This is a genomic window from Micromonospora rifamycinica, from assembly GCF_900090265.1.
Classification (GTDB): domain Bacteria; phylum Actinomycetota; class Actinomycetes; order Mycobacteriales; family Micromonosporaceae; genus Micromonospora; species Micromonospora rifamycinica.
Genome location: NZ_LT607752.1, coordinates 415,215 through 435,253 on the forward strand (window position 1 = coordinate 415,215; position 20,039 = coordinate 435,253).

19 protein-coding genes and 1 pseudogene are annotated in these 20,039 nt (G+C 71.1%); 7 read left to right on the forward strand and 13 right to left on the reverse strand.

Annotation, left to right across the window (positions count from 1 at the left end; genetic code table 11):
• Window positions 1-61 precede the first annotated feature (61 nt).
• Complete coding sequence (locus GA0070623_RS01710) at window positions 62-1,315, forward strand: pentapeptide repeat-containing protein (RefSeq protein WP_157517495.1); 1,254 nt, start codon at window positions 62-64, stop codon at window positions 1,313-1,315.
• Between the two features lie 1,318 nt (window positions 1,316-2,633).
• Here the strand turns inward: GA0070623_RS01710 and GA0070623_RS01720 are convergent.
• From GA0070623_RS01720 to GA0070623_RS01730, 3 genes and pseudogenes are all read right to left on the reverse strand, one after another.
• Window positions 2,634-2,738 (reverse strand): annotated as a pseudogene (locus GA0070623_RS01720) (RICIN domain-containing protein); the annotation flags it as partial.
• Window positions 2,739-2,853: 115 nt separating this feature from the next.
• Window positions 2,854-3,219, reverse strand: a complete 366-nt coding sequence (locus GA0070623_RS01725) for a darcynin family protein (RefSeq protein ID WP_067305580.1) — start codon at window positions 3,217-3,219, stop codon at window positions 2,854-2,856.
• On the reverse strand, window positions 3,209-4,126 hold the full coding sequence (locus tag GA0070623_RS01730; protein WP_067305582.1) for an NAD(P)H-binding protein: 918 nt from the start codon (window positions 4,124-4,126) through the stop codon (window positions 3,209-3,211). Before GA0070623_RS01730 ends, GA0070623_RS01725 begins: the two co-directional genes overlap by 11 nt.
• Before the next feature lie 108 nt (window positions 4,127-4,234).
• On the opposite strand from GA0070623_RS01730, the gene GA0070623_RS01735 reads away from it, so the two are divergent.
• Window positions 4,235-5,173 (forward strand): LysR family transcriptional regulator, encoded by a 939-nt coding sequence (locus tag GA0070623_RS01735; protein ID WP_231932619.1) that lies wholly within the window; start codon window positions 4,235-4,237, stop codon window positions 5,171-5,173.
• Window positions 5,174-5,508: 335 nt separating this feature from the next.
• Here the strand turns inward: GA0070623_RS01735 and GA0070623_RS30515 are convergent, their stop codons facing one another.
• On the reverse strand, window positions 5,509-5,769 hold the full coding sequence (locus tag GA0070623_RS30515; protein WP_197700028.1) for a hypothetical protein: 261 nt from the start codon (window positions 5,767-5,769) through the stop codon (window positions 5,509-5,511).
• Between the two features lie 281 nt (window positions 5,770-6,050).
• On the opposite strand from GA0070623_RS30515, the gene GA0070623_RS01745 reads away from it, so the two are divergent.
• The 3 genes from GA0070623_RS01745 (at window position 6,051) to GA0070623_RS01755 (ending at window position 9,451) form a co-directional block, all read left to right on the forward strand.
• The gene (locus GA0070623_RS01745; RefSeq protein WP_067315517.1) at window positions 6,051-7,223 is read left to right on the forward strand and encodes a sensor histidine kinase; all 1,173 of its coding nucleotides are present in this window, start codon (window positions 6,051-6,053) and stop codon (window positions 7,221-7,223) included.
• Window positions 7,220-7,882 (forward strand): response regulator, encoded by a 663-nt coding sequence (locus GA0070623_RS01750; protein ID WP_089003862.1) that lies wholly within the window; start codon window positions 7,220-7,222, stop codon window positions 7,880-7,882. Before GA0070623_RS01745 ends, GA0070623_RS01750 begins: the two co-directional genes overlap by 4 nt.
• A 78-nt stretch (window positions 7,883-7,960) precedes the next feature.
• Complete coding sequence (locus GA0070623_RS01755; RefSeq protein WP_067315524.1) at window positions 7,961-9,451, forward strand: serine hydrolase domain-containing protein; 1,491 nt, start codon at window positions 7,961-7,963, stop codon at window positions 9,449-9,451.
• A gap of 43 nt (window positions 9,452-9,494) precedes the next feature.
• Here the strand turns inward: GA0070623_RS01755 and GA0070623_RS01760 are convergent, their stop codons facing one another.
• Window positions 9,495-9,749 (reverse strand): hypothetical protein, encoded by a 255-nt coding sequence (locus GA0070623_RS01760; protein ID WP_157517677.1) that lies wholly within the window; start codon window positions 9,747-9,749, stop codon window positions 9,495-9,497.
• A gap of 53 nt (window positions 9,750-9,802) precedes the next feature.
• Between GA0070623_RS01760 and GA0070623_RS01765 the strand changes: the two genes are divergently transcribed.
• Window positions 9,803-10,342, forward strand: a complete 540-nt coding sequence (locus tag GA0070623_RS01765) for a zinc-binding dehydrogenase (RefSeq protein WP_157746944.1) — start codon at window positions 9,803-9,805, stop codon at window positions 10,340-10,342.
• 97 nt (window positions 10,343-10,439) lie between these two features.
• Here the strand turns inward: GA0070623_RS01765 and GA0070623_RS01770 are convergent, their stop codons facing one another.
• Window positions 10,440-11,426, reverse strand: a complete 987-nt coding sequence (locus GA0070623_RS01770) for an aldo/keto reductase (RefSeq protein WP_067309965.1) — start codon at window positions 11,424-11,426, stop codon at window positions 10,440-10,442.
• A 128-nt stretch (window positions 11,427-11,554) separates the two neighbouring features.
• Between GA0070623_RS01770 and GA0070623_RS01775 the strand changes: the two genes are divergently transcribed.
• Window positions 11,555-12,403 carry a helix-turn-helix transcriptional regulator gene (locus GA0070623_RS01775; protein WP_067309962.1) on the forward strand — a complete coding sequence of 283 codons (849 nt, stop codon included), beginning with the start codon at window positions 11,555-11,557 and terminating at the stop codon, window positions 12,401-12,403.
• Between the two features lie 68 nt (window positions 12,404-12,471).
• Here the strand turns inward: GA0070623_RS01775 and GA0070623_RS01780 are convergent, their stop codons facing one another.
• Genes GA0070623_RS01780 through GA0070623_RS01810 form a run of 7 tightly spaced genes read right to left on the reverse strand, consistent with a single transcriptional unit; the run spans window position 12,472 to window position 20,018 of the window.
• Complete coding sequence (locus GA0070623_RS01780) at window positions 12,472-14,106, reverse strand: FAD-dependent oxidoreductase (protein ID WP_067309959.1); 1,635 nt, start codon at window positions 14,104-14,106, stop codon at window positions 12,472-12,474.
• Window positions 14,106-14,813, reverse strand: coding sequence for a GntR family transcriptional regulator (locus GA0070623_RS31305; protein WP_067309956.1), 708 nt, complete (start codon window positions 14,811-14,813; stop codon window positions 14,106-14,108). Before GA0070623_RS31305 ends, GA0070623_RS01780 begins: the two co-directional genes overlap by 1 nt.
• The gene (locus GA0070623_RS01790) at window positions 14,813-15,496 is read right to left on the reverse strand and encodes an N-acetylmannosamine-6-phosphate 2-epimerase (RefSeq protein WP_067309954.1); all 684 of its coding nucleotides are present in this window, start codon (window positions 15,494-15,496) and stop codon (window positions 14,813-14,815) included. Before GA0070623_RS01790 ends, GA0070623_RS31305 begins: the two co-directional genes overlap by 1 nt.
• A complete protein-coding gene (locus GA0070623_RS01795; RefSeq protein ID WP_067309951.1) occupies window positions 15,493-16,461 on the reverse strand; it encodes an N-acetylglucosamine kinase in 969 nt (322 codons plus the stop codon). Before GA0070623_RS01795 ends, GA0070623_RS01790 begins: the two co-directional genes overlap by 4 nt.
• Window positions 16,458-17,480 (reverse strand): ABC transporter ATP-binding protein, encoded by a 1,023-nt coding sequence (locus GA0070623_RS01800; protein WP_067309948.1) that lies wholly within the window; start codon window positions 17,478-17,480, stop codon window positions 16,458-16,460. The genes GA0070623_RS01795 and GA0070623_RS01800 overlap by 4 nt, the downstream gene beginning before the upstream one ends.
• Entirely contained in the window at window positions 17,455-18,477 is a 1,023-nt protein-coding gene (locus tag GA0070623_RS01805) for an ABC transporter ATP-binding protein (RefSeq protein WP_067309945.1), read from the reverse strand. The genes GA0070623_RS01800 and GA0070623_RS01805 overlap by 26 nt, the downstream gene beginning before the upstream one ends.
• A gap of 26 nt (window positions 18,478-18,503) precedes the next feature.
• Window positions 18,504-20,018, reverse strand: a complete 1,515-nt coding sequence (locus GA0070623_RS01810) for an ABC transporter substrate-binding protein (RefSeq protein WP_067309943.1) — start codon at window positions 20,016-20,018, stop codon at window positions 18,504-18,506.
• Window positions 20,019-20,039 lie beyond the last annotated feature (21 nt).

Genomic DNA, 20,039 nt, shown 5'->3' on the forward strand with positions numbered 1-20,039 from the left:
GACGGCAGACGGGATGGCAGTGGAGGTCGACTGGGGCCGAACGTAGCTCTATGGTGTTCGGGTGGCAAGCCTTTGGACGCTCGCTAAGCAGAGCTATCAGAAAATCCGCGAAAATAAGCCGAGGGTAATTGCTAGGCCGTCGATTATCGCCTTACTTCTAGCAATGTGCGGGTTTGCCATCTCTTTGACGATAGTTATCGTTCTGCCACCGTACATGGTGGGCCGCAATGATGTGGCGGACTTTGCGCAACGCGTTGCCCTGCAAAATGACATCAGGAAGACGCTTGCGTCAGCAATCGCTGGAACTCTGTTTCTCGCTACTGCTTATTTTGCCTGGCGTCAAGTCTTAAATGCAGGGCATCAGTTGTTGTTGCAACAACACCAGGTGGAAATCACGCGGGACGAGCAGCTTGCAGGACGGCTTTATCGATCCTTCGAATATCTTGGTCACGATAACCTCAATGTTCGAATCGGGGCCATGTTCACCCTTGAGCGCCTCGTTAGGGCTTCCCCGGAAGATACAAGAGCCGTTTTGGAAGTTCTCGCGGCTTACGTACGTACCCGGTCACCTTGGCCGCCCAAGCTCCCCGGGCAATACATCGAGTCTGCGGACATCGATGACGTGCCGCCCATGCAGACTCGCAGCCCTGACATTCAGCTTGCCCTTGATGTTATAGGAAGGTTAAATTCTGGAGGCTCCGACATCAGGCTATCTCTGGCGGAGTCGGACCTCCGCCAAGCGTCTCTCAATGGCGGAGACTTCAGTGACATAGATTTCGATTCATCAAGTTTAGCTCGTGTCACTGCCTACGAAGCTAAGCTCAACAGGGCTTCTTTGCAGGAGGTCGACCTTCGCGGGGCGCACTTCGACTCAGCCGAGATGCATCTCTGCTGGCTTCGGGATGTCTTAACCGACGAGTCGACGGGCGTTTCTGGCGACCTAACAGGGTCGGACCTTAACCACGCAAAATTCCAACATGTAGATTTCCGAGGATCAAGTATGGCCCGCGTGCGAGCAACTGGAGTCGATTTCTCTGGCGCATTCTTGGATGGCGTGAGCTTTTCGGGTGCGGAGTTAGACGGAACGAATTTCGCGCAGGCGAGCTTACGGGGAACTGACATTTCCTCGGCGACCTTTTACGGGCCGTGTGACTTTCGGCTTTCCGCATACGATAAGGAAACTGTTTTTCCTGGCGGTTTTTCTTCAGATAAGGCTGGGATGACGCTCGCTCCACTGGAACCAAATACGATGATATTTAATGCGAAGCAGATTGTGCGCGTAATGGCCCCGTGGGAGGTTCACGGAGGTGAGTGACTAACTGAGTGACGATGAGCGCGAGCGGCGGTGGACGTCTACGGACTTTCATGGAAAGCCTCTGCAGCTCGGCATAACTGGCGAGGCAGGTCAGCGAACCGTGTTGGTTGCCTGGGGGTCAAGGAGTCAGGCCGTCGCCAGGCCGTGGAACGTCGACCGTTGATGCCCAATGGTGGCGATCGATGCCAAGTGTTCGTGCAGCTCAGACAGGAAATGAGCACCCTTTGCCCGGTTCGCCCGACGCCAGGGGCCAGTTCAACGCCAAGTGACACCTGAACTGCTTGGGAGCATGGTCCCCATCCGAGGGTCTGACAGGGTGGGGACCATGGGCTGAAGGGGCGTCGATTACCCGACGGGTGCGGCCCCGGCCTGTCGGTCGTAGGTGTCGAGTCCCACAAGGCGTCGGCCGGGTTGAATCTGCCCGCGCCCCTGGGGATGTCACGAGAGCCTGTACGGGCACATCTCGGCTGTGTAGCATAGCGGCCCTAGTCGAAGGACTAGGGCCGCTATTATTGGCGATAGGATTCCGCGAAAGGCGTGATTTGCCTTAGCAGAGTTTGGTTGGCGAAAGCACCAGCTTGGTCACCCTGGCGTAGTCCGGGTACCAGAAGTTGTCGTTGTTGCAGAACGTGTCCTGCCTACCAGTGCTGTAAGTGATGTAGCCTGACCATCCACGGCTTCTGAAGTTGGCCGCGTCCTTGTTGAAAGGATAGTATGTCCCAGTGCAGCTGAACGTGGACTGGGTGCCGTCGCGGTAATCCAGAATCGCCGAGACGCTAGCGGACTGGCAGCTCTGAGCCCTTGCCTGAGCAGGGTTCGTGGCGACCGTGAGGCTAGTGGCGATGGTCATGCCGACTAGCAACGCCACCTGCATTGACTTTTTGGCACCGGTGATCCACGGCGCTCTTGTTTCCATCGTGCTGCCTTTCCCCCGTGTAAGCCTCGATTGAGCGGCTGCTATGAATATAGCCCTCTTGCTCCCGTGAATGCAATAGGCGGAGGCGGGTGGGCAAGCGGGTACGGAGGCTGACGATCCACGGCTGCGCGGATGTGGGACATTGGTCAGCGGGTTGCGCAGGTAATGCGTCCGGCAGCGCCGGCACCACCCCGATCCTGGGCTGCTCGACCAGCTTCTTCACCTGCCGCGTTGAGACGCCGTGCAGATTCGACGTGGACACCATCGATACCACGTCCTGATCGGCGCGCCGGCGGTACGTCAGTAGTGTCGGTAACCGATGGGGGCACCCGACGACCGAAGACGCGGACGTGCCCCCGCTGCCGGTGCGGTAGCGGGGGCACGGCTGGTCCGCCTATCTGGTCAGGGCAGGGTCCATTTCTGGTTGGCGGCGGACAGACAGGTCCAGAGGTGGACCGCCTGGCCGTCGGCGGTGGCGGCGTTGCGGACGTCCAGGCACTTGCCGGGGAGCCCGACGATCGGCGGTGACGAGACCATCCACGATGACGTACCGGGTGGACCGCCCTCCGCCGAGCCGGTGCCGCCGTCGTCCGACGGCGCCACCGGCCGGTCTGGTGGAGCGTCAGGTGGCCAGGGTGGCCAGCGGCTTCAGGCCGTAGGTGCGGGCGTAGCCGTTCTCGGTGCCCACCAACAGGTCGACGACCTGGAAGTAGCGGTCCCAGAAGGGGGTCTCGCGCAAGGCGTCGATCAGCAGGCGGTAGGCGTCGTGGTCGTCCGCCTCCCAGACCCAGATGTCGGTGACCCGCGCCGAGTAGAACTCCGTGTCGTAGAAGCGGGAGCGGACACCGCGGGTGCGGGCCTGGATGACGGGGAGAACGTGGGTGGTGAAGGCCGTGACCCGTTCGGCCACGGTCATCGCCAGCCATTCGGGCGTGGTTTTGACCAGCATGAAAGCGGTGACCGGCGGCTCGGTCCGGTCAGCGGGCATCGACGGTCTCCTGCGTGCCGAGGACGGCGGGTCGGAGCGTCTGGGCGCACCACTGCGCGAACGCGGTCGCCGGCCACGCCTGCGGTGAGCGGGCGATGCCCGAGTCCAGGCCCTCGTCCTTGGCGCGTTTCATGTCGACCATGGCCTCGACGAACGCCTCGTTGAGGCCGTAGCCGAGCATGGTGGAGCGCAGTTCGTCGAGCGACTGGCGCTGGTAGCGGACCGGACGGCCCAGTTCCTCGGTCATGATGCGGGCCAGGTCGTCGGGGGAGAGGTCCTGCGGACCGAGCACAGGGACCTCGCCCACGCCGGTCCAGGAGCGGTCCAGCAGCAGCGCGGCCGCAGCGGCGGCGATGTCGGCGACGGCCACCATGGGGGCCGGACGGGCCGCGGCGACGGTGTCGGTGAAGACGCCGTCGTCGCGGATCGTGTCGACCTCCTCCAGCAGGTTCTCGAAGAAGGACGGGCAGGCCAGGGCGCGGTAGGCGACGCCGGAACCGGCGATCAGGTCGTCCATGGCCAGGGAGGCGGTGACCAGCCCGGCCCGGGCGGCCTGCGGGGTGCCACGGCCGAGCGCCGAGATGCCGACGACATGGCCGACGCCGTGAGCGGCGAAAGCCCGCGTGGCCGGGCGGGTGAAGCCGCTGTAGGCTTCGTCGGGCGGGACGGAGGCGTCCGGCGGTACCAGCCAGAAGACGGCGTCCGCCCCGGCGAGGGCACGCTCGACGGTCGCGGCGTCGCCGTGTGAGCCGACGACCACCTCGACCCGTCCACGGACGCCCTCAGGTAGTCGGGCCGGATCCCGGACGACGACACGCAACTCCTCACGACCTGCGGTCGCGTCCTCGATCAGTAGCGACAGCAGCTGCCGCCCGATGTTCCCGGTGGGACCGGTGATGACGATCATGAAACCTCGATTGTCGGATCGACGGGACTCCTTCATCGTGCTGACAGGCATCGCATTGCCACAATGGGAACTTCAGCATCCGATCATTGCCTGAAGTGGAATGAGTGTGTGGGTAGCCCAGCCTCGAACCTCGATGCCAACCTCGCCGTCGCTCTCGACGCCCTACTGACCGAGCAGAGTGTCACCCGCGCCGCCGCACGGCTGCAGACGTCGCCCGCGGCGATGAGCCGTAGCCTGGCCCGGCTGCGCCGGGTGCTCCGAGATCCACTACTGGTGCGGGCCGGGCAGACGATGGTGCCCACTCCGCGCGCCGAGGCACTGCGGGACGAGGCTGCCGCGGTGGTGCGCCGGCTGGAGGCGTTACTCGCCCCGAGCGGCGGGATCGACCCCGCGGCACTGCGGCGCACCTTCACCGTCCAGGCCGCGGACCTGGTCGGCGCCGCGTTCGCGCCCGGTCTGCTCCGGCTCGCCCGACGCCGGGCGCCGGGCGTGTCGCTGCGGGTGCTGGCCGAGGAGTGGGAGGCTGGCCCCGCGCTGCGTGACGGACGGATCGACCTGGAGATCGGGGCCATCGACCACGTCGACCCGGAGACTCACGTCGAGGAACTGGTCACCCTACGGATGGCGGCCGGCGTCAGGGCTGGACACCCGCTCACCGAAGGAGCGCTGACGGCCGCCAGGCTCGCTGCGGCCGAGCACGTGGCGGTCAGCCGCCGCGGACGCTTCACCGGGCCGCTGGACACGGCCCTGGCCGCGCAGGGGCTCACCCGGCGGGTCGGCGCCGTGCTGCCCGGCCACCTGGCCGCGATGCTGATGGCCGCAGCCGAGGACGTGGTCTGCCTGGTGCCGACCGCACTGCCGGGCGAGCCCTCGTCGCGGCTCAGCGACGCGGCGTACGCGCTGGGGCTGCGCCTGTTGGAGATCCCACTGCCACTGCCACCGCTGACGATCGGTATGGCCTGGCACCCACGCCACAGCGTCGACGGTGCCCACCAGTGGCTGCGTGACGCCGTGCGCCGGGTACTCGGTCCCGCCGGAGAGGAATAGTCGAGGCTGGAACCGGACGGGGTGGCGGGTCCGCGTGTGCGGACGCGGCGGATCACCGACGCTGTCGGGCCATCCACTGCCAGAGGTGGGTGCCCTGGTGGCTCGGGTCGTTGCGGGCCACGTAGATCCAGGAGAAGTGACCGGGGAACTGGTAACCGTTCCCGACGACGTGGTCGTAGCGGGTGACCAGTGATCCCGGATGAGGTGGTGGGCGTGGACCGTGTTGGTCTCGGGTGGCACGGTGTCGTCGTCGCGCGAGGTGACCAGCCAGGTCGGGGTGTCGTAGTAGCCGTCGGGCAGGGAGGCGCCCTCGCCGGCGCCGTGCAGCCAGAGGATCAGCGGCCGCCGGCCGGGGCGGGCTGGACGCTTCGGGCGTTGCGGCCCTTGCTCAGGATGTAGCCGAGGGTGCCGCCGCCGAGTTGGCCTTCGCCGTGGCTCAGGTCGAGCACGATGTTCCCGTGCCGGTCGAGCCGGGCCGCGGTCACCGTACGGTCGAGGTCGTACTCGCTGAAGATCAGATCGCCGGGGGCGATCGGAATGGGGCTGGTGGCCCTGGCGTGCACGGTCAACCTGGCGTCGTGGAGATCCGCTGGCAACCGGTGCAGGATCCGGAGCGTCCGTGAGGTTCCTGTCAGGACGGCCCGCCCGGGTCGCGGTGCACTGGTGAGCCCGCCACCTGCGCCTCGTGGCTGTCGCCGTGCCCTCGCCGTCGGCTATCCCCGACCGGCGGTCCCGGGGGCCGACGCCCGCCGCCGGATCGGCTCGCCCGATGACCTGCGTACGCGAGAACAGGCCCCGGGCACCGCCCGCCTGGCTATCCTGTGGCACGCCGTGACGGGCACGGCTCGCGGCACGAACCCACCGGGAGGCGACCACTGTGACAGTCTCCCCACGCCGGGGCACCTCGCCGGCGACGACGGTGGCGGCGCATGCGGTCCTGGCCGTCCTGACCGTGCTCGCCCTGGTGGGTAACCGGTACTACGGCGCGCACCCGGGGCAGATCCTCGCCGCGGCGGGCGCTGCCGTCCTGCTCCACCGGGCAGCGGTAGTGTCCCGTCGGCGACCGTGGGTGGGGTACGCGACCGGCGCGCTGGGCATGCTCGTCCTGGCGACGATCTCCTTCCCGGGCTGGTCGGCGATCCTGCTGCCGTCGGCCCTGTGTTTCCCCTTCACGTTGTGGCGGCTGACCGGCCTTGTCCCGGTCAGATCCTCGGTGGTCGCGCTGGCTGTCGCCGTACTCGGGATCGTCGTCACCGAGGCGGTGGCGTGGAGCCGGCTGCCCCCCGGGATCCCGGGATGGACCCTCCTGGTCGAGGGCGGGCTGTTGGTGGCCGTGGTCGGCGGTGTCTGGGGTGCGGCCGTGCTGGTGCGTCGGCGGCACGAGGCGGGCCGGCGGGCCGAGAGCGAACGGCTGGCCGTGGCGGTCGCGGACGAACGGGCCAGCATCCGCCGCGACCTGCACGACGTGATCGCTCACACCGTCACCGTCATGGTCGCGCGGATCGAGGCCGCAGCGGTGACGACGGCGGACCCGGCGACCCGCCGCGAACTGGGCGACATCGCCGAGACGGGCCGGGACGCCCACCAGGGCCTGCGAGCGATGCTGGCCACCCTGGGGCCGGCCACGGCACCGGACGCCGGTGCCCGGCGCGGGCAGGTGCCGATCTCGTTGGATGCCATCGCCGACCTGGTGGCCGCGGCGGCCAGCCCGCTGCACGCGGTGACGTTCACGCAAGTGGGCCGACGTCGGCCGCTGAGCCTGAGCGCCGAGGTGGCGGCGGTCCGTACCGTGCAGGAGGGCGTCACCAACGCGCTGCGCCACCTCGAACCGCCGGTCGCGGTGACCGTGCGCCTCCGGTGGACCCCGGCCGAGCTGGAGGTGGAGGTGCGCGACGACGGCGGTACGGTGCGGCGCGGCACCGGCAGTCGGGGCACCGGCCTGCTGGGTGTCGGGGAACGGGTGCGTACCGCCGGCGGCAGCCTGTCGATCACCCAGGGGGACGACGGATGGGTGCTGCGGGCGCGGCTGCCCACGAAGGAGGGGGCATGACCGCGATCCGGGTGATGCTCGTCGACGATCAGGAACTGTTGCGGGCCTCTCTGCGGACTGTCCTGTCGGTCGACGAACGCATCGAGGTCACCCACGACGTCGCGAACGGCAGGGACGCGATCGAGGTCGTCCGGCGGCACCGTCTCGACGTCGTGCTGATGGACATCCGCATGCCGGGCATGGACGGGGTCGCCGCCACGGCGGAGATCGTCAGGATCGCCCCGGCGACCCGGGTGCTCATGCTGACGACGTTCGACGATGACGACCTGGTCGTGGCCGCGATCCGGGCCGGCGCGAGCGGCTACCTGACCAAGGACGTCCGGCCCACCGCCCTGGCGCAGGCGGTGTGTGACGTGGCCTCCGGGACGTCGGCGCTGGCCCCGGGGGTGGCTGCGACGGTCCTCGATCTCGTACGGCAGGCGCCGACGCGCAGGGCGGGGGCGCTGGACGGCCTCACCCCGCGCGAGGTCGAGATCTTCGGCCTGCTCGCCCGCGGCCGGTCCAACGGCGAGATCTGCGCGGAACTGGTGCTGAGTGAGAACACGGTGAAGTCGCACGTCAGGTCCGTGTTGCAGAAGCTGGGCCTGCGGGACCGCGTGCACGTGGTGATCCACGCGTACGAGAACGGGCTGGTCGGTCGGCACGATCTGCCCGGCTGAGGTCTCACTCCGCCGGGTGGTGCCACCTCACCCCGTGGTGTGATGACCGCCGCCGGGGGGCTGCCTAGGTTCGACGTCGTGACCTTCCTACCTCTGCGTTTTCCCTGGTTGACCTGCCTGACCGCCGTCGCCGGTGTGCTCCTCACCGTCCTGCTCGGCCCGGCGGTGCCGGCCCACGCCACCGGTGGAGGGCCGGTCGACGACTACCGTTCCGCCTACGCGCCGCCGGGGGTCGCGGCGGCCGTGATCGACGGGGCGTCGGTCGAGACGACCGTCCGGGGCCGGGACGGGGACGGCGACCCGGTGACGACGGGCACGCTGTTCCGGATCGGCTCGATGAGCAAGTCGATGACGGCGGCGGCGGTGATGCTGCTGGTCGACCGGGGCCGCGTCGCCCTGGACGACCCGATCGTCACGATCCTTCCCGACTTCCGGATGGCTGATCCGCGCTTCACCGCGATCACCGTGCGGCATGTGCTCAGCCACACCTCGGGCCTGTCGAGCAGCACGAACGACGAGTACCCGTTCCCGCCGCCGCGCGACGCGCGGGAGGCCGTGGCCCGGCTGGCCGACGAGACCCTGGCCGCCGGTCCGGGCAGCCGACCGGTGTACCAGAACACCAACTACACGATCGCGGCGAGGATCATCGAGGTGGTGTCGGGCAGGCCCTTCGACGACTTCCTGCGTGCCGAGCTGTTCACCCCGCTGGGGATGACCAGTACCCGCTCGACGCCGGGGTGTTCGGACGGTGCCGAGGGGCTGCCGTCCGGGTATCAGGTCGTTCTCGGGTTCGCCCTTGCGGTGCCGGAGATGCCGGGGATGTGTGCCGGCAACGGCGGGGTGATCTCGTCCCTGGACGACATGGTGCGGTGGCTGCGGTTCAACCAGGGCGGCCCCGGTGCCGGCCTGCTGAGCGCCGCCTCCCTGGCCGAGCTGCACACCGTCCAGCCCGGGGCCGGCGACTACGCCCTGGGCTGGCAGGCCCGCCCGGGCACCTCGGGCGTACCGCCGATGATCGGCCACGGCGGCACCCTGGCGACGTGGACCGGGGACATGGTCTTCTCGCCCTCGACGGGTGAGGCTGCCGTCGTCCTGACCAACGGTGTCGGCGCCCCCGGCGAACTCTCGGCCAACCTCCTCGCCGAACGGTTCGGGACACCGACGAAGCCGATGAGCAATCCGCTCGACACCGTGAACGCGGTCCTGCTCGGGCTCACGGTGGTGCTGGCGGCGCTGCTGGTCACCGCGGCCGTCCGGGCGCGCCGCTGGGCCGTGCGACGCCGCACGGCGCGGCGACCGCTGCTGGTGCTGCGACTCGTGCCCCTTGCTCTGGCGACGGTGCTGGGCGCCACACTGCCCGCGCTGCTGCCGATTCTGCTGTTCGGCGCGACGTTCGGCTTCGCGTACTGGATCGTCTTCGCCTGGCTGCTGCCGCTGCTGACGCTGCTGTGCCTCGTCAGCTGTGTGCTGGGGGCGGTCGCGTTGGTCCGTCGCCTCTGGTGTCTGCGTGACGCCGGTCCGGCGGTGCGCGCAGTGGACAGTCCCGTGGTGGCCGGGTCGACGGCGTGATCGTCCCGCCGACCGGGTGCCGCAGGGGCCTGTCCCGCCTGTGTCACCCGGTCGGTCGGCAGGCGTGCCGGTCGGCCGACCGGGTGCCACCTCCCGGGCGTTCTGCTGCCGGGGTCAGTCCGTGGGCGCCGGGCTCGGGGAGATCGCCCCGGACGCATTCGGCCAGGAGTCTGCGCCGCCGCTCGTGGTCCTCGTCGGGCTCGTCGGCGGTCGCGGCGTGGACGATGCTCGCCGCCGACCAGGAGAACGCCATGCTGAGGACCAGGATGAACAGGTCGAAGGGGTCGCCCGGGCGCACGCGGCCGCCCACCGGCTGCCCGCCGGCCTCGACCCGGCCGGTGCGGCCCGCTGATGTGCGCCGGCATCACCATGTGGGAGCCGCTGTGCGGGGCGGGAATCGGCTCCGGCAGCCGGGTGGCGGTCGCCGGCCTCGGTGGCCTCGGCCATCTGGGTGTCAAGCTCGCTGCCGCACTCGGTGCCGAGGTCACCGTCTTGAGCCGTACCCCGGGCAAGGTCGACGACGCCCGGAAACTCGGCGCCGCCGATCTGCTCGTCACGACCGACGACGCCCAGCTCGCGCGGGCCGCCAGCCGTTTCGACCTGATCCTGGACACCATCTCCGGCCCGCACGACCTGTCGCCGCTGCTGCGGCTGCTGACTCTCGACGGCACCCTCAGCGTGCTCGGCTTCCCCATGCCGACGACAGTGAACCTCATGGAGCTGAGCTCCGGCCGCAAGAAGCTCAGCTCATCGGGCACCGGCGGCACCAGGCACACCGCCGAACTGCTGGCCTTCGCGGCTGAACACGGCATCACCGCCGGTCACGGCACCACCGTGAGCGTCGGGACCGGCCACGGTGTCCTGCCCGGCCACGGGACGCGGTGGCGGTGACCACCGCACCCACCCGGGCAGGACACCCCGCCGGCGCGACCGACACACCGGCCACGGTCCCGACCCGCCCCCCGGGTCACCCGCTCACGCCGAGGCCCTAGTTGCCGACGCCGAGGCTCGCCATGAACGCCGCCGGGTAGCGGTCACCGCGCGCGGCGCCCTTCGGCACGGCCGCCTCGATCTCGTCGAGATCGGCGGCCGACAGCGTCACCGCCAGCGCCGGCAACGCCTCGGCCAGCCGCTGCCGGGTACGCGCACCGACCAGCGGGACGATGGACGGGTCCTGCGCCGCCACCCACGCGATCGCCAGCTGCGCCACCGTGCACCCCTTCGCGTCGGCGACCCGGCGCAACGCCTCCGCCAGGGCGAGGTTGTGCGCCCCGTTCTCGGCCGCGAAGCGGGGGGCGTGGTTACGCGGATCGTCCGCCCGCCCCGGCACCCAGTTCCCCGAGAGCAGACCACGGCCCAGCACCCCGTACGCGGTCAGCCCGATGCCCAGCTCCCGCAGCGTGGGCAGCACCTCGGCCTCGACCGCCCGCGACAGCAGCGAGTACTCGATCTGGAGATCAGCGATCGGGTGTACGGCGTGCGCCCGGCGGACGGTCTCCGCGTCGACCTCGGAGAGCCCCACGTACCGCACGTAACCGGCGTCGATCATGTCCTTGATCGCGCCGATCGTGTCCTCGACCGGCACCGACCGGTCGAGCCGGGCCGGCCGGTAGATGTCCACGTGGTCGACGCCGAGCCGGGTCAGCGAGTAGTTCAGGAAGTTGCGCACCGAATCCGGGCGGGAGTCCTGCCCGGCGAACTTCATGCCCGGCCCCACCTGTTGCCCGAACTTCACGCTCAGCAGATAGCTGTCCCGGTCGCGTCCCCGCAACGCCTCCGACAACAGCAGCTCGTTGTGCCCCATGCCGTAGAAGTCGCCGGTGTCGACCAGCGTGACCCCCGCGTCCAGCGCGGCCCGCACCGTGGCGATGCTCTCCCCACGATCGGCCTGGCCGTACGCGCCCGACATGCCCATCGCCCCCAGCCCCACCGCGGAAACGGTCGGACCTGTGCTGCCCAGCGTGCGTGTCTGCATCGAAACTCTCCCTCGTCGGTCGATCCCGGCTCCACCCTGCTCCGCTTCCCGGCCCGCCGGCAGCGGAGCGCTTGTCGTGGGAGCGCCAATCCCTGGCTCGGTGCCCGGCCCCGGGGCAGCATGGAGGCATGCAGCGTGAGCAGCTCGCCGACTTCCTGCGGCGTCGGCGCGAGGCCATCCGCCCCGCCGAGGTCGGCATCCCCGACGGCCCCCGCCGCCGCACCGCCGGCCTGCGTCGCGAGGAGGTCGCCCTGCTCGCCGGCATGTCCGTCGACTACGTCGTCCGCCTCGAACAGGGCCGGAGCAGCCAGCCGTCGACCCAGCTGCTCGGCGCCCTGGCCCGGGCACTGCGCCTGACCGACGACGAGCGGAGCCACCTGTTCCACCTGGCCGGTCACCAGCCACCACCCGCCGAGGGTGTCGCCCGCCTGGCCCGGGCCGGCCTGGTCCGCCTGCTCGACCTGGTCGGCGACACCCCCGCCATGGTCCTGTCCGACCTCAGCGAGGTGCTGGCGCAGAACCGCATGTCGATCCTGCTCACCGGCGACCACACCGGGCTGACCGGTGACCGCCGCTACGTCGCCTACCGCACCTTCACCGACCCGACCATCCGCGACCTCCATGGTCCCGAGGAGTGGCGACGGCACGCCCGCCAGCAGGTCGCCGACCTGCGCGCGGTGGCCGGCCGGCGGGCCGGCGACCCGACCGTGACCGGCCTGATCGAACGGTTACGGGCGGCCAGCGACGACTTCCGGCGGCTGTGGGCCGAGCACGAGGTGGCGGTACGCCGGGCCGACCGCAAGACGTTCAGGCACCCGCGTGTGGGCCGCATCACGATGGACTGCGAAACCCTGGTCACCCCCGACCTCGGCCAGCTGCTGCTGGTGCTGACCCCGGCCGACGCCGAGTCCCGGGAGAGACTCGAGCTGCTACGCGTACTGGGCGTCGAGGAGTTCCCGGCCGACGTGCCCCACTGACGCGCCCACGCCCGCCCACGCCCGACGGCAGCGCTTCGCGGGCCGACGTCGGCGCCCGCCCGTCGGACTCAGCTCGGCAGTGCGTCGCCTCCGGCCGGACCCGGGGCCGTCGCCATGGTCGTCCGCCAGCGCAGGTCGACCCCCCGCCGGGCCAGTTCGGACTGGAATTCCTCCAGCAGTTTCGCGCTGGCCCGGACCCCGTGCGGCGATGTCTGGCGGTCCAGGCAGTAGGCGGCCAGCGCGCCGGCAGCCTCTCCGATCGACCACTCGGCCGGGTGCACCCGGTAGCAGCCGTTGGTGATGTGGGTGGTGCCGACGGCCTTGCCGGCGGCGATCACGTTGGTGACCCGCTCGGGTAGCAACGCCCCCAGCGGGATCTCGAACGGGTGCGCCGCCACGTCGAGGTATCCGTCACCGCCGGTCGTCGGGTGCAGGTCGATCCGGTAGTGACCGGTGCCGACCGTGTCGGGATAGTGGACCGCACCGGCGGCGCCCCGCACCGCGACCGACAGGTCCTGCTCGGTCGGCGTGGTCACCGCCACCAGCCGGCGGGCCTCCCGGATGTACGGCGCCTGCGCGAAGCCGTCGTCGGTGCCGGTCACGTCGGGGCGCAGCCGCAGGCCGGGGAAGCCGGTGCCGCCGTCCGGGCGGGGTGCCTCGGTCTGCAGCCAGTACAGAAAAGCCTGACTGGCCCGCCTGGCCCGCCGGACGTGCCGCTCGGCATCCGGCACGCCGAACAGCGGCCCGTCCAGGTAGTCGTTCATCGGCCAGTTGACCACCGTCACGTCGCTGGGGAACAGGCCGGGCCGGAACGCCTGCCGGTCGAGGATCCGCCGGTACGTCCACAACTCCGGCGCGATCAGGCCCTCCTCCATCGAGTTCGCCGTCGACCGGGGGTTGGGGGTGAACCGGCCGGTGACCGCCCGACCGGTGCGCGGATCGGGATAGGTCCAGCTGAACAGGGGGCCCGGCCAGCCGGGTGCGGTCCGGGTCCGCCAGTGGTCGTAGTCGGCCGGCCGGTCCACCGTGTGGTCGCCGTCGACGTGTTCGAGGGCGAAGCAGACGGTGGCCGCCTGCATGTTCAGCGGCGCGGGCCGGTCCGGGGCGCTCGGTTCGCCGGTCTGCGCCTGTGACTCGGTGCCGGTGCGGTGTTCGATGCCGGCCAGGGCCAGCAGTTCACCGGTCTCGCTCGCCTCCAGGACGAGGCTGGCCCCGAGGTGACGCAGCGTGCCGTCGGCGAGCCGGACGGTCAGGGCGGTCAGCGTGTCCCCGTCGGTGTGCGCCCGTTCGACCTGCGCCCGGGTGTGCACGGTCAGCCGCCCCGCCGCCCGCCAGGGGGCGATCATGGCCTGGAGTGCGGCCAGTGCGGCCCGGGGTTCGTGACACAGCGGGCTGACCCAGCCGTTGCCCGGGTTGAGCGGCCGGCCGGACCCGTCGGACGTCAGCGGGTACCAGGTCCGGTAGTGGTCGCGTACCGCCTGCCGGAACCGGCGGTAGCTGGCCGTCGAGCCGTGCGTCTCGATCCAGGGGTGCTCGTCCGGCGGCACCGCCTGCGAGGTGAGCTGTCCCCCGATCCACCCGTACGGCTCGACCACGACGACCCGGGCGCCGCCCTCGCAGGCGGCCAACGCGGCGGCGATCCCGCCCACGCCCCCGCCGACCACCAGGACGTCGGTGTGCTGCTCCGTCGGGGTGGTACGCATCAGTCCGCCTCGCCTCGTCGTGCGGTCAGGGAGAAGTGGTAGCGGTCGCCCCGGTAGAGCGACACCGCTCGTTCGACGGCCCGGCCGCGTCCGTCGTAGCCGATCCGGCGGACCTCCAGCAGCGCCGCCGAGGGCGGGATCTCCAGCAGGTCGCACTGCCGGGGGGTGGGCACGACGGCGGCGATCATCTGCTGGGCCACGGTGACCTGGACGTGGTAGCGGTCCTTCATGATCCCGTAGAGCCCGGTGTCGAGGTTCTCGACCAGCAGGCCGGGGAACAGGTCGGCCGGCAGGTGCACCTCTTCGAGGCACATCGGTGCGCCGTCGGCGAGCCGGAGCCGTTCCACCCGGTAGAGCAGTGACCCCTCGGGCAGGCCGAGTTCCGAGGCGTCCGCGTCGCGGGCGACCATCGCGTCCGCGACGATCAGTTTGCTGCTCGGCAGCAGGCCCCGGGCCAGCATGTCCTCGGTGAACCCGCTGAGGCTGGTGCCCTTGGCGATCCGGGTGTCGGAGACGAAGGTGCCCTGCCCCCGGATGGTGTAGACCAGGCCGGCGTCGAGCAGTTCGCGCAGCGCCTGGCGCAGCGTCGTCCGGCTCACGCCGAGTTCCTCGGCGAGGTCCCGCTCGCGGGGCAGGGCCGAGTGCGCCGGCAGTGCCGCGACGCGGTGCCGGAGTTCGGTACGGATCTGGCTCAGTTTGGTGGTCATCACGAGTCCAACCGGGGATGCGGGCAGGCCTGCGCGAACCTGCGCGTGGTGTTGACCGGGTCCGAGATGGCGGTGCCGACGACGACTGCCCATGCACCCTCGTCGAACGCCGCCGAGACCTGGGTACGGGTACGGTATCGCCCCTCCGCGATGACCGGAACCGGACAATGTCGACTCAGCTTCCCCACCAGGGCGATGTCCGGTCCGTCGGGGACGGGGCCGGTGACGTATCCGGACAGCGTGGTGCCGACCAGGTCGGCGCCGGCGTCCACGGCGGCCATGGCCGTGTCCACGCTGTCCACGTCGGCCATGAACAGCGCCCCGGCGGCGTGGGTCGCCGCGACGAGGTCGGACAGCTTCTCCCCGCCGGGCCGGGGACGGCCGGTGGCGTCGGCCGCGACGATCTGCGCCCCGGCACCGGTCAGCGCGGCCACGTCGGCCTCGGTCGGGGTGATGTAGACCGGGCTGCCGGGGGTGTGCCGCTTGACCAGTCCGACCACCGGCACCCCGAGGCCGACCATGCCCCGCACGTGGTCCACGCCCTGCCCGCGCAGGCCGGCGGCGCCGCCGAGCACGGCTGCGGCCGCCATCGCCATCATGTGTCCGGTGTCCCGGAACGGGCTGCGGCCCTGGGCCTGGCAGGACACGACCAGGCGTCCACGGATGGCTTCGGCCACGTTCATCGGTGTTCTGCCTTTGCGTCGAAGTCGATCTGGACGGTGAGTCCGGGGAACGGACCGGGGCCGGGCGGCCCGTCGGCCAGGGCCAGCGCCCCGGCGAGCGGGTCGCCGGCGGCCGGAACCGGCTGTGCCGCGGGCGCTGCGGCCCGCAGCGCCGCGGTGAACGGCGGCCACAGCAGGTCGGTGGCCCGGAAGACCCCGCCGGTGCCGGCGACCGGGACCGGGGTCGCCTCGAGGCCGACCCGGAACAGCGCCCCGACCACGGATTCGGCGAGCAGTTCGCCGGCCCGGCGCCAGATCCGTGCGGCGGCGTCGTCACCGGCGCGGGCCAGGTCGGCGACCGTGGTGGCGAAGCCCGCGATCCGTTCCGGGGTCGGTGGATCGGCCCGCCAGCGGGCCGGCAGCGTCTCGACCGGCCCCCAGACGGCGGTCACCGCGTCGGCGAGTCGGCCGGGTGCGGCCCGGTCCCGGTCGCGCAGGGCGGTCCGGATGGCGGTCCGGCCGATCCAGTGTCCCGAGCCCCGGTCGCCGAGGTCGGCGCCCCAGCCGTCGGAGCGGGCGGTCCGGCCGGCGGCGTCGGCGGCGAGGACCACCGCGCCGGTGCCGGCGGCGACGACCGCGCCGGGGACCGGGCCGAGCGCGCCGAGGTACGCGGTCACGCTGTCGTCGGCGACCCGCAGCCGCCCGGGTCGACCGAGGGCGCGCAGCCGGGCCTGCAGGGCGTCGGTCGCCGGCGGCCGGCCGTTGAGTCCGGTCATGCCGACGCCGACCAGCACCGAGGTGTCGGGGCCGGGTGTGCCCAGGTCGGCCAGCGCGCCGGCCACCGCGTCGGCGATCCGGGTGTCGGCGTCGCCGGTCCAGAAGCCGGGGGTCTCGGCGTGCCCGGTCGAGCGGCCGTGCCGGGCCACCGCGCGGCAGCCGCCCTGGCCCAGGTCGACCCCGACGCGGACGGGTTCGGCGCCGTTCACCGGGTCACCGCCGTGGTCGACGGTGGAGTGTCGGCGAGGCTGGACTCGGCGTAGTGGCAGGCGACCTCGCGTCCGGCGACCGTCCGCAGCTCCGGTTCGACCTCGGCGCAGCGTGGCTGGGCGAGTCGGCACCGGGTGCGGAAGCGGCAGCCGGACGGTGGCGAGGCCGGGGACGGCACCTCGCCGGTGAGCAGGATGCGTTCGGCCGGCGGCGTCGCCCAGGGGCGGGGCACCGGGGCCGCCGAGATCAGCGCCCGGGTGTACGGGTGGGCCGGGGTGTCGTACACCGTCGCCGCCGGTCCGGTCTCCACGATCCGGCCCAGGTACATCACCGCGAGGTCGTCGCTGATGTGCCGGACCACCGACAGGTCGTGCGCGATGAACAGGTAGCCCAGCCCCAGGTCGGCCCGCAGGTCGGCGAGGAGGTTGAGGGTCTGTGCCTGGACGGACACGTCCAGCGCGCTGACCGGCTCGTCGCAGACCAGGATCCGGGGCGACATGGCCAGGGCGCGGGCGATGCCGACCCGCTGGCGCTGGCCGCCGGACAACTGGTGGGGATACCGGTCGGCGAGTTCGGCGGCGAGACCGACCCGGGCCAGCAGGTCGGCGGTGCGGGCCGGCCACTGGTCGCGGGGGACGGAGCCGCGGTGGACCCGCCATCCTTCGGTGACGATGAAGGACACCTTCTTGCGCGGGTTCAACGACGAGTACGGGTCCTGGTAGACCATCTGGATCTCGGCGGTCAGCCGGCGTCGGCGGGCCGCGTCGGCGTGGTCGACCCGTTCGCCGGCGTACCAGATCTCGCCGCCGGTCGGTCGGCGCAGGCCGACGATGGCCCGGGCCAGGGTGGACTTGCCACAGCCGGACTCGCCGACCAGGCCGAGGGTGCGGCCGGTGGTGACGGTGAGGCTGAGCCGTTCCACGGCGTGCACGGCCGCCGATCGGCGCAGCGGGCCACCGTGGGTGGGATAGCTGACCCGTAGCTGGCGGACCTCAAGCCGCGTCGGCGACGTCGACACCGGCCATCACCTCCTCGGCGTAGTGGCAGGCCGCCTGGTGGCCGGCGGCGACGGTGCGCAGGGTCGGCCGGTCGGTGCGGCAGGCGCTGCGGGCGAGGGGACACCGGGGGTGGAAGGGGCAGCCGGCCGGTGTCGCCAGCGGCGACGGTGGCATTCCCTCGATCGGTGTCAGCCGTTCGCCGGGGCGGTCGGGGGCCGGGATCGACGCCATCAACCCCCGGGTGTACGGGTGGGCGGGTGCGTCGTACACGGTGCGCAGCGGCCCCGACTCGACGACCGTGCCGGCGTACATGACGGCGACCCGGTCGGCCACGTCGGCGACCACCCCGAGGTCGTGGGTGATGAGGATCATCGACATCCCGTCGGCCTCGCGGAGTTCCCGGAGCAGGTCCATGATCTGCGCCTGCACGGTCACGTCCAGCGCGGTGGTCGGCTCGTCGGCGATGAGCAGCCGGGGGCGCAGGGCGAGGGCCATCGCGATCACCACCCGCTGGCGCATCCCGCCGGAGAACTGGTGGGGGTAGTCGTGCGCCCGGCGGGCGGCGTTCGGGATGCCGACCCGTTCCAGGCCGGCGACGGCCCGCCGCCAGGCCTCCCGGCGTGAGGTGCGCTGCCGGACCCGGAACAGTTCGGCGATCTGCTGGCCGACCCGGACCACCGGGTTGAGCGCGGTCAGCGAGTCCTGGAAGACCATCGCCATCTCGGTGGCGGACAACTCGCGGGTACGCCGTACCGGCAGCGCGGAGATCTCCTCGCCGTCGTAGCGGATCGTGCCGCGTTCGATCGTCGCGCTGTGCCGGGGCAGCAGCGCCATGACCGCGCGGACGGTGACCGACTTACCGGACCCGGACTCCCCGAGGATCGCCAGTGTCTCGCCCCTGCCGACGGCGAACGAGACGCCGTTGAGCGCCCGGTAGGCGCCGAGCGGGCCGTCGAACGAGACGACGAGGTCGTCGACCGTCAACAGGGGACGGGGGGTGTGCGGTGGTGCGACCATCGGGTCCTCCGGGTCCGGTTCTCGGGTCAGCGCAGCGATACGCCGGCGAAGTCGGGCAGGTCGTTCGGGGTCGGGGTGAACCCCTCGACGGTGCCGCGCAGCACGACGTTGCCGTTGAGGTCGAGCGGGAAGATGCCCACCGCCTGGTCCCAGACGATCTTGCCGGCCTGGGCGTAGAGCGTGGCCCGCTTGTCCTGGTCGAGTTCGGCGCGGGCGGCGAGCAGGACGCGGTCCAGCTCGGGGTTGGCGTAGCCGTTGCGCTTGGCGGTCGACAGGTAGAGCCGGGCCAGGGTGAAGTCGGCGTCGCCGGTGACCGTGCTGCCGGTGGTCATCGTGCTGTCCCAGTCGAGCTTGAGCAGCTTGTCCAGCCAGGTGGCCCGTTCCAGCTCCTGGGGCTTGACCACGATGCCGACCTTGGCCCAGTCGCTGATCATCGCGTCGGCGAAGGAGTTGCCGTTGGTGCAGCAGCCGCTGCTCCACATCATCGTGGTGCTGAACCCGTCGGGGTAGCCGGCCTCGGTGAGCAGCTGGCGGGCCTTGGCCGGGTCGTAGGTGTACGGGTTCTGCCCGGCGGCGCCGAACACGGCCTCCGGCAGCGGGCCGGTGGCCGGGGTGCCGGCCTGGTCGAACAGCGACTTGCTGATCTTGGCGAAGTCGACCGCGTGCCACATGGCCTGCCGGACCCGCGCGTCGGTGAACGGCTTACGGGAGCTGTTGAACCAGATGTAGTAGTTGGCATAGGTGGGGAACGACCGGACGGTCAGGTCCTTGTTGTCCCGCAGCCCGGTCAGCTGGTCCGGCGGCAGGCCCCAGGTCACGTCGATCTCGTTGTTCGCCAGCGCGGTCACCCGGCCGGACACCTCGGGGATGTAGCGGTAGGAGATGCTGGTCAGCTTCGGCCGGTCACCCCGGTAGTTGTCGTTGCGGACCAGGTTCACGCTCTGGCCGGCGGTGAACGACGAGACCTTGAACGGGCCGGTGCCGTACGGGGCGTCGAAGAACGCGCTGTCGCCGATCTTGGTGGCGGGGGCGATCCAGAGCAGGGTGAGGTTGCTCAGCACGGTGCCGAGCTGGCTCGTGGTGTGGATGGTCAGGGTGCGCTCGTCGGGGGTGCGGATGTCGTCGACGGTGGCCCACAGCCCGGCCAGCGGCCCCTTGCCGTCGATCAGCGCCCGCAGCGAGGCCTTGGCGTCGGCGCTGGTCATCGGCGTCCCGTCGGCGAAGGTGACGCCACTGCGCAGCACGAACTGCCAGGTCAACGGGTCGGGGTTGGTCCAGCTCTCGGCGAGCTTCGGGGCGATCTTCCCGTCCTGGCGGACCACCAGGGTCTCGAAGACCTCCTGGACGACGGTGAGGGTGGGCTGGTCCGCCGAGTTCGCGGCGAACGGGTTCAGCGAGACCACCGGGGTCGGGTTGGCGACCCGGAGGGTGGTGACGCCGCCGCCGTCACCGGCGGGGTCGTCGGAGCCGAAGGAGCACGCGGTCAGTGCGAGTACGCCGGCGAGGGCCAGCGCACCGAGTCGGGTGATCGAGGGTCTCATGTGTTCCCATTTCGCTGACGG

Bases quoted from the DNA above. Each gene is read 5' to 3' on its own strand.
- GA0070623_RS01750 (WP_089003862.1), top strand. From the start codon at position 7,220: ATGACCGCGATCCGGGTGATGCTCGTCGACGATCAGGAACTGTTGCGG.
- GA0070623_RS01780 (WP_067309959.1), bottom strand. From the start codon at position 14,106: ATGCGTACCACCCCGACGGAGCAGCACACCGACGTCCTGGTGGTCGGC.
- GA0070623_RS01770 (WP_067309965.1), bottom strand. From the start codon at position 11,426: ATGCAGACACGCACGCTGGGCAGCACAGGTCCGACCGTTTCCGCGGTG.
- GA0070623_RS01775 (WP_067309962.1), top strand. From the start codon at position 11,555: ATGCAGCGTGAGCAGCTCGCCGACTTCCTGCGGCGTCGGCGCGAGGCC.
- GA0070623_RS01725 (WP_067305580.1), bottom strand. From the start codon at position 3,219: ATGCCCGCTGACCGGACCGAGCCGCCGGTCACCGCTTTCATGCTGGTC.
- GA0070623_RS01805 (WP_067309945.1), bottom strand. From the start codon at position 18,477: ATGGTCGCACCACCGCACACCCCCCGTCCCCTGTTGACGGTCGACGAC.
- GA0070623_RS01790 (WP_067309954.1), bottom strand. From the start codon at position 15,496: ATGAACGTGGCCGAAGCCATCCGTGGACGCCTGGTCGTGTCCTGCCAG.
- GA0070623_RS31305 (WP_067309956.1), bottom strand. From the start codon at position 14,813: ATGACCACCAAACTGAGCCAGATCCGTACCGAACTCCGGCACCGCGTC.
- GA0070623_RS01765 (WP_157746944.1), top strand. From the start codon at position 9,803: ATGTGCGCCGGCATCACCATGTGGGAGCCGCTGTGCGGGGCGGGAATC.
- GA0070623_RS01810 (WP_067309943.1), bottom strand. From the start codon at position 20,018: ATGAGACCCTCGATCACCCGACTCGGTGCGCTGGCCCTCGCCGGCGTA.
- GA0070623_RS01730 (WP_067305582.1), bottom strand. From the start codon at position 4,126: ATGATCGTCATCACCGGTCCCACCGGGAACATCGGGCGGCAGCTGCTG.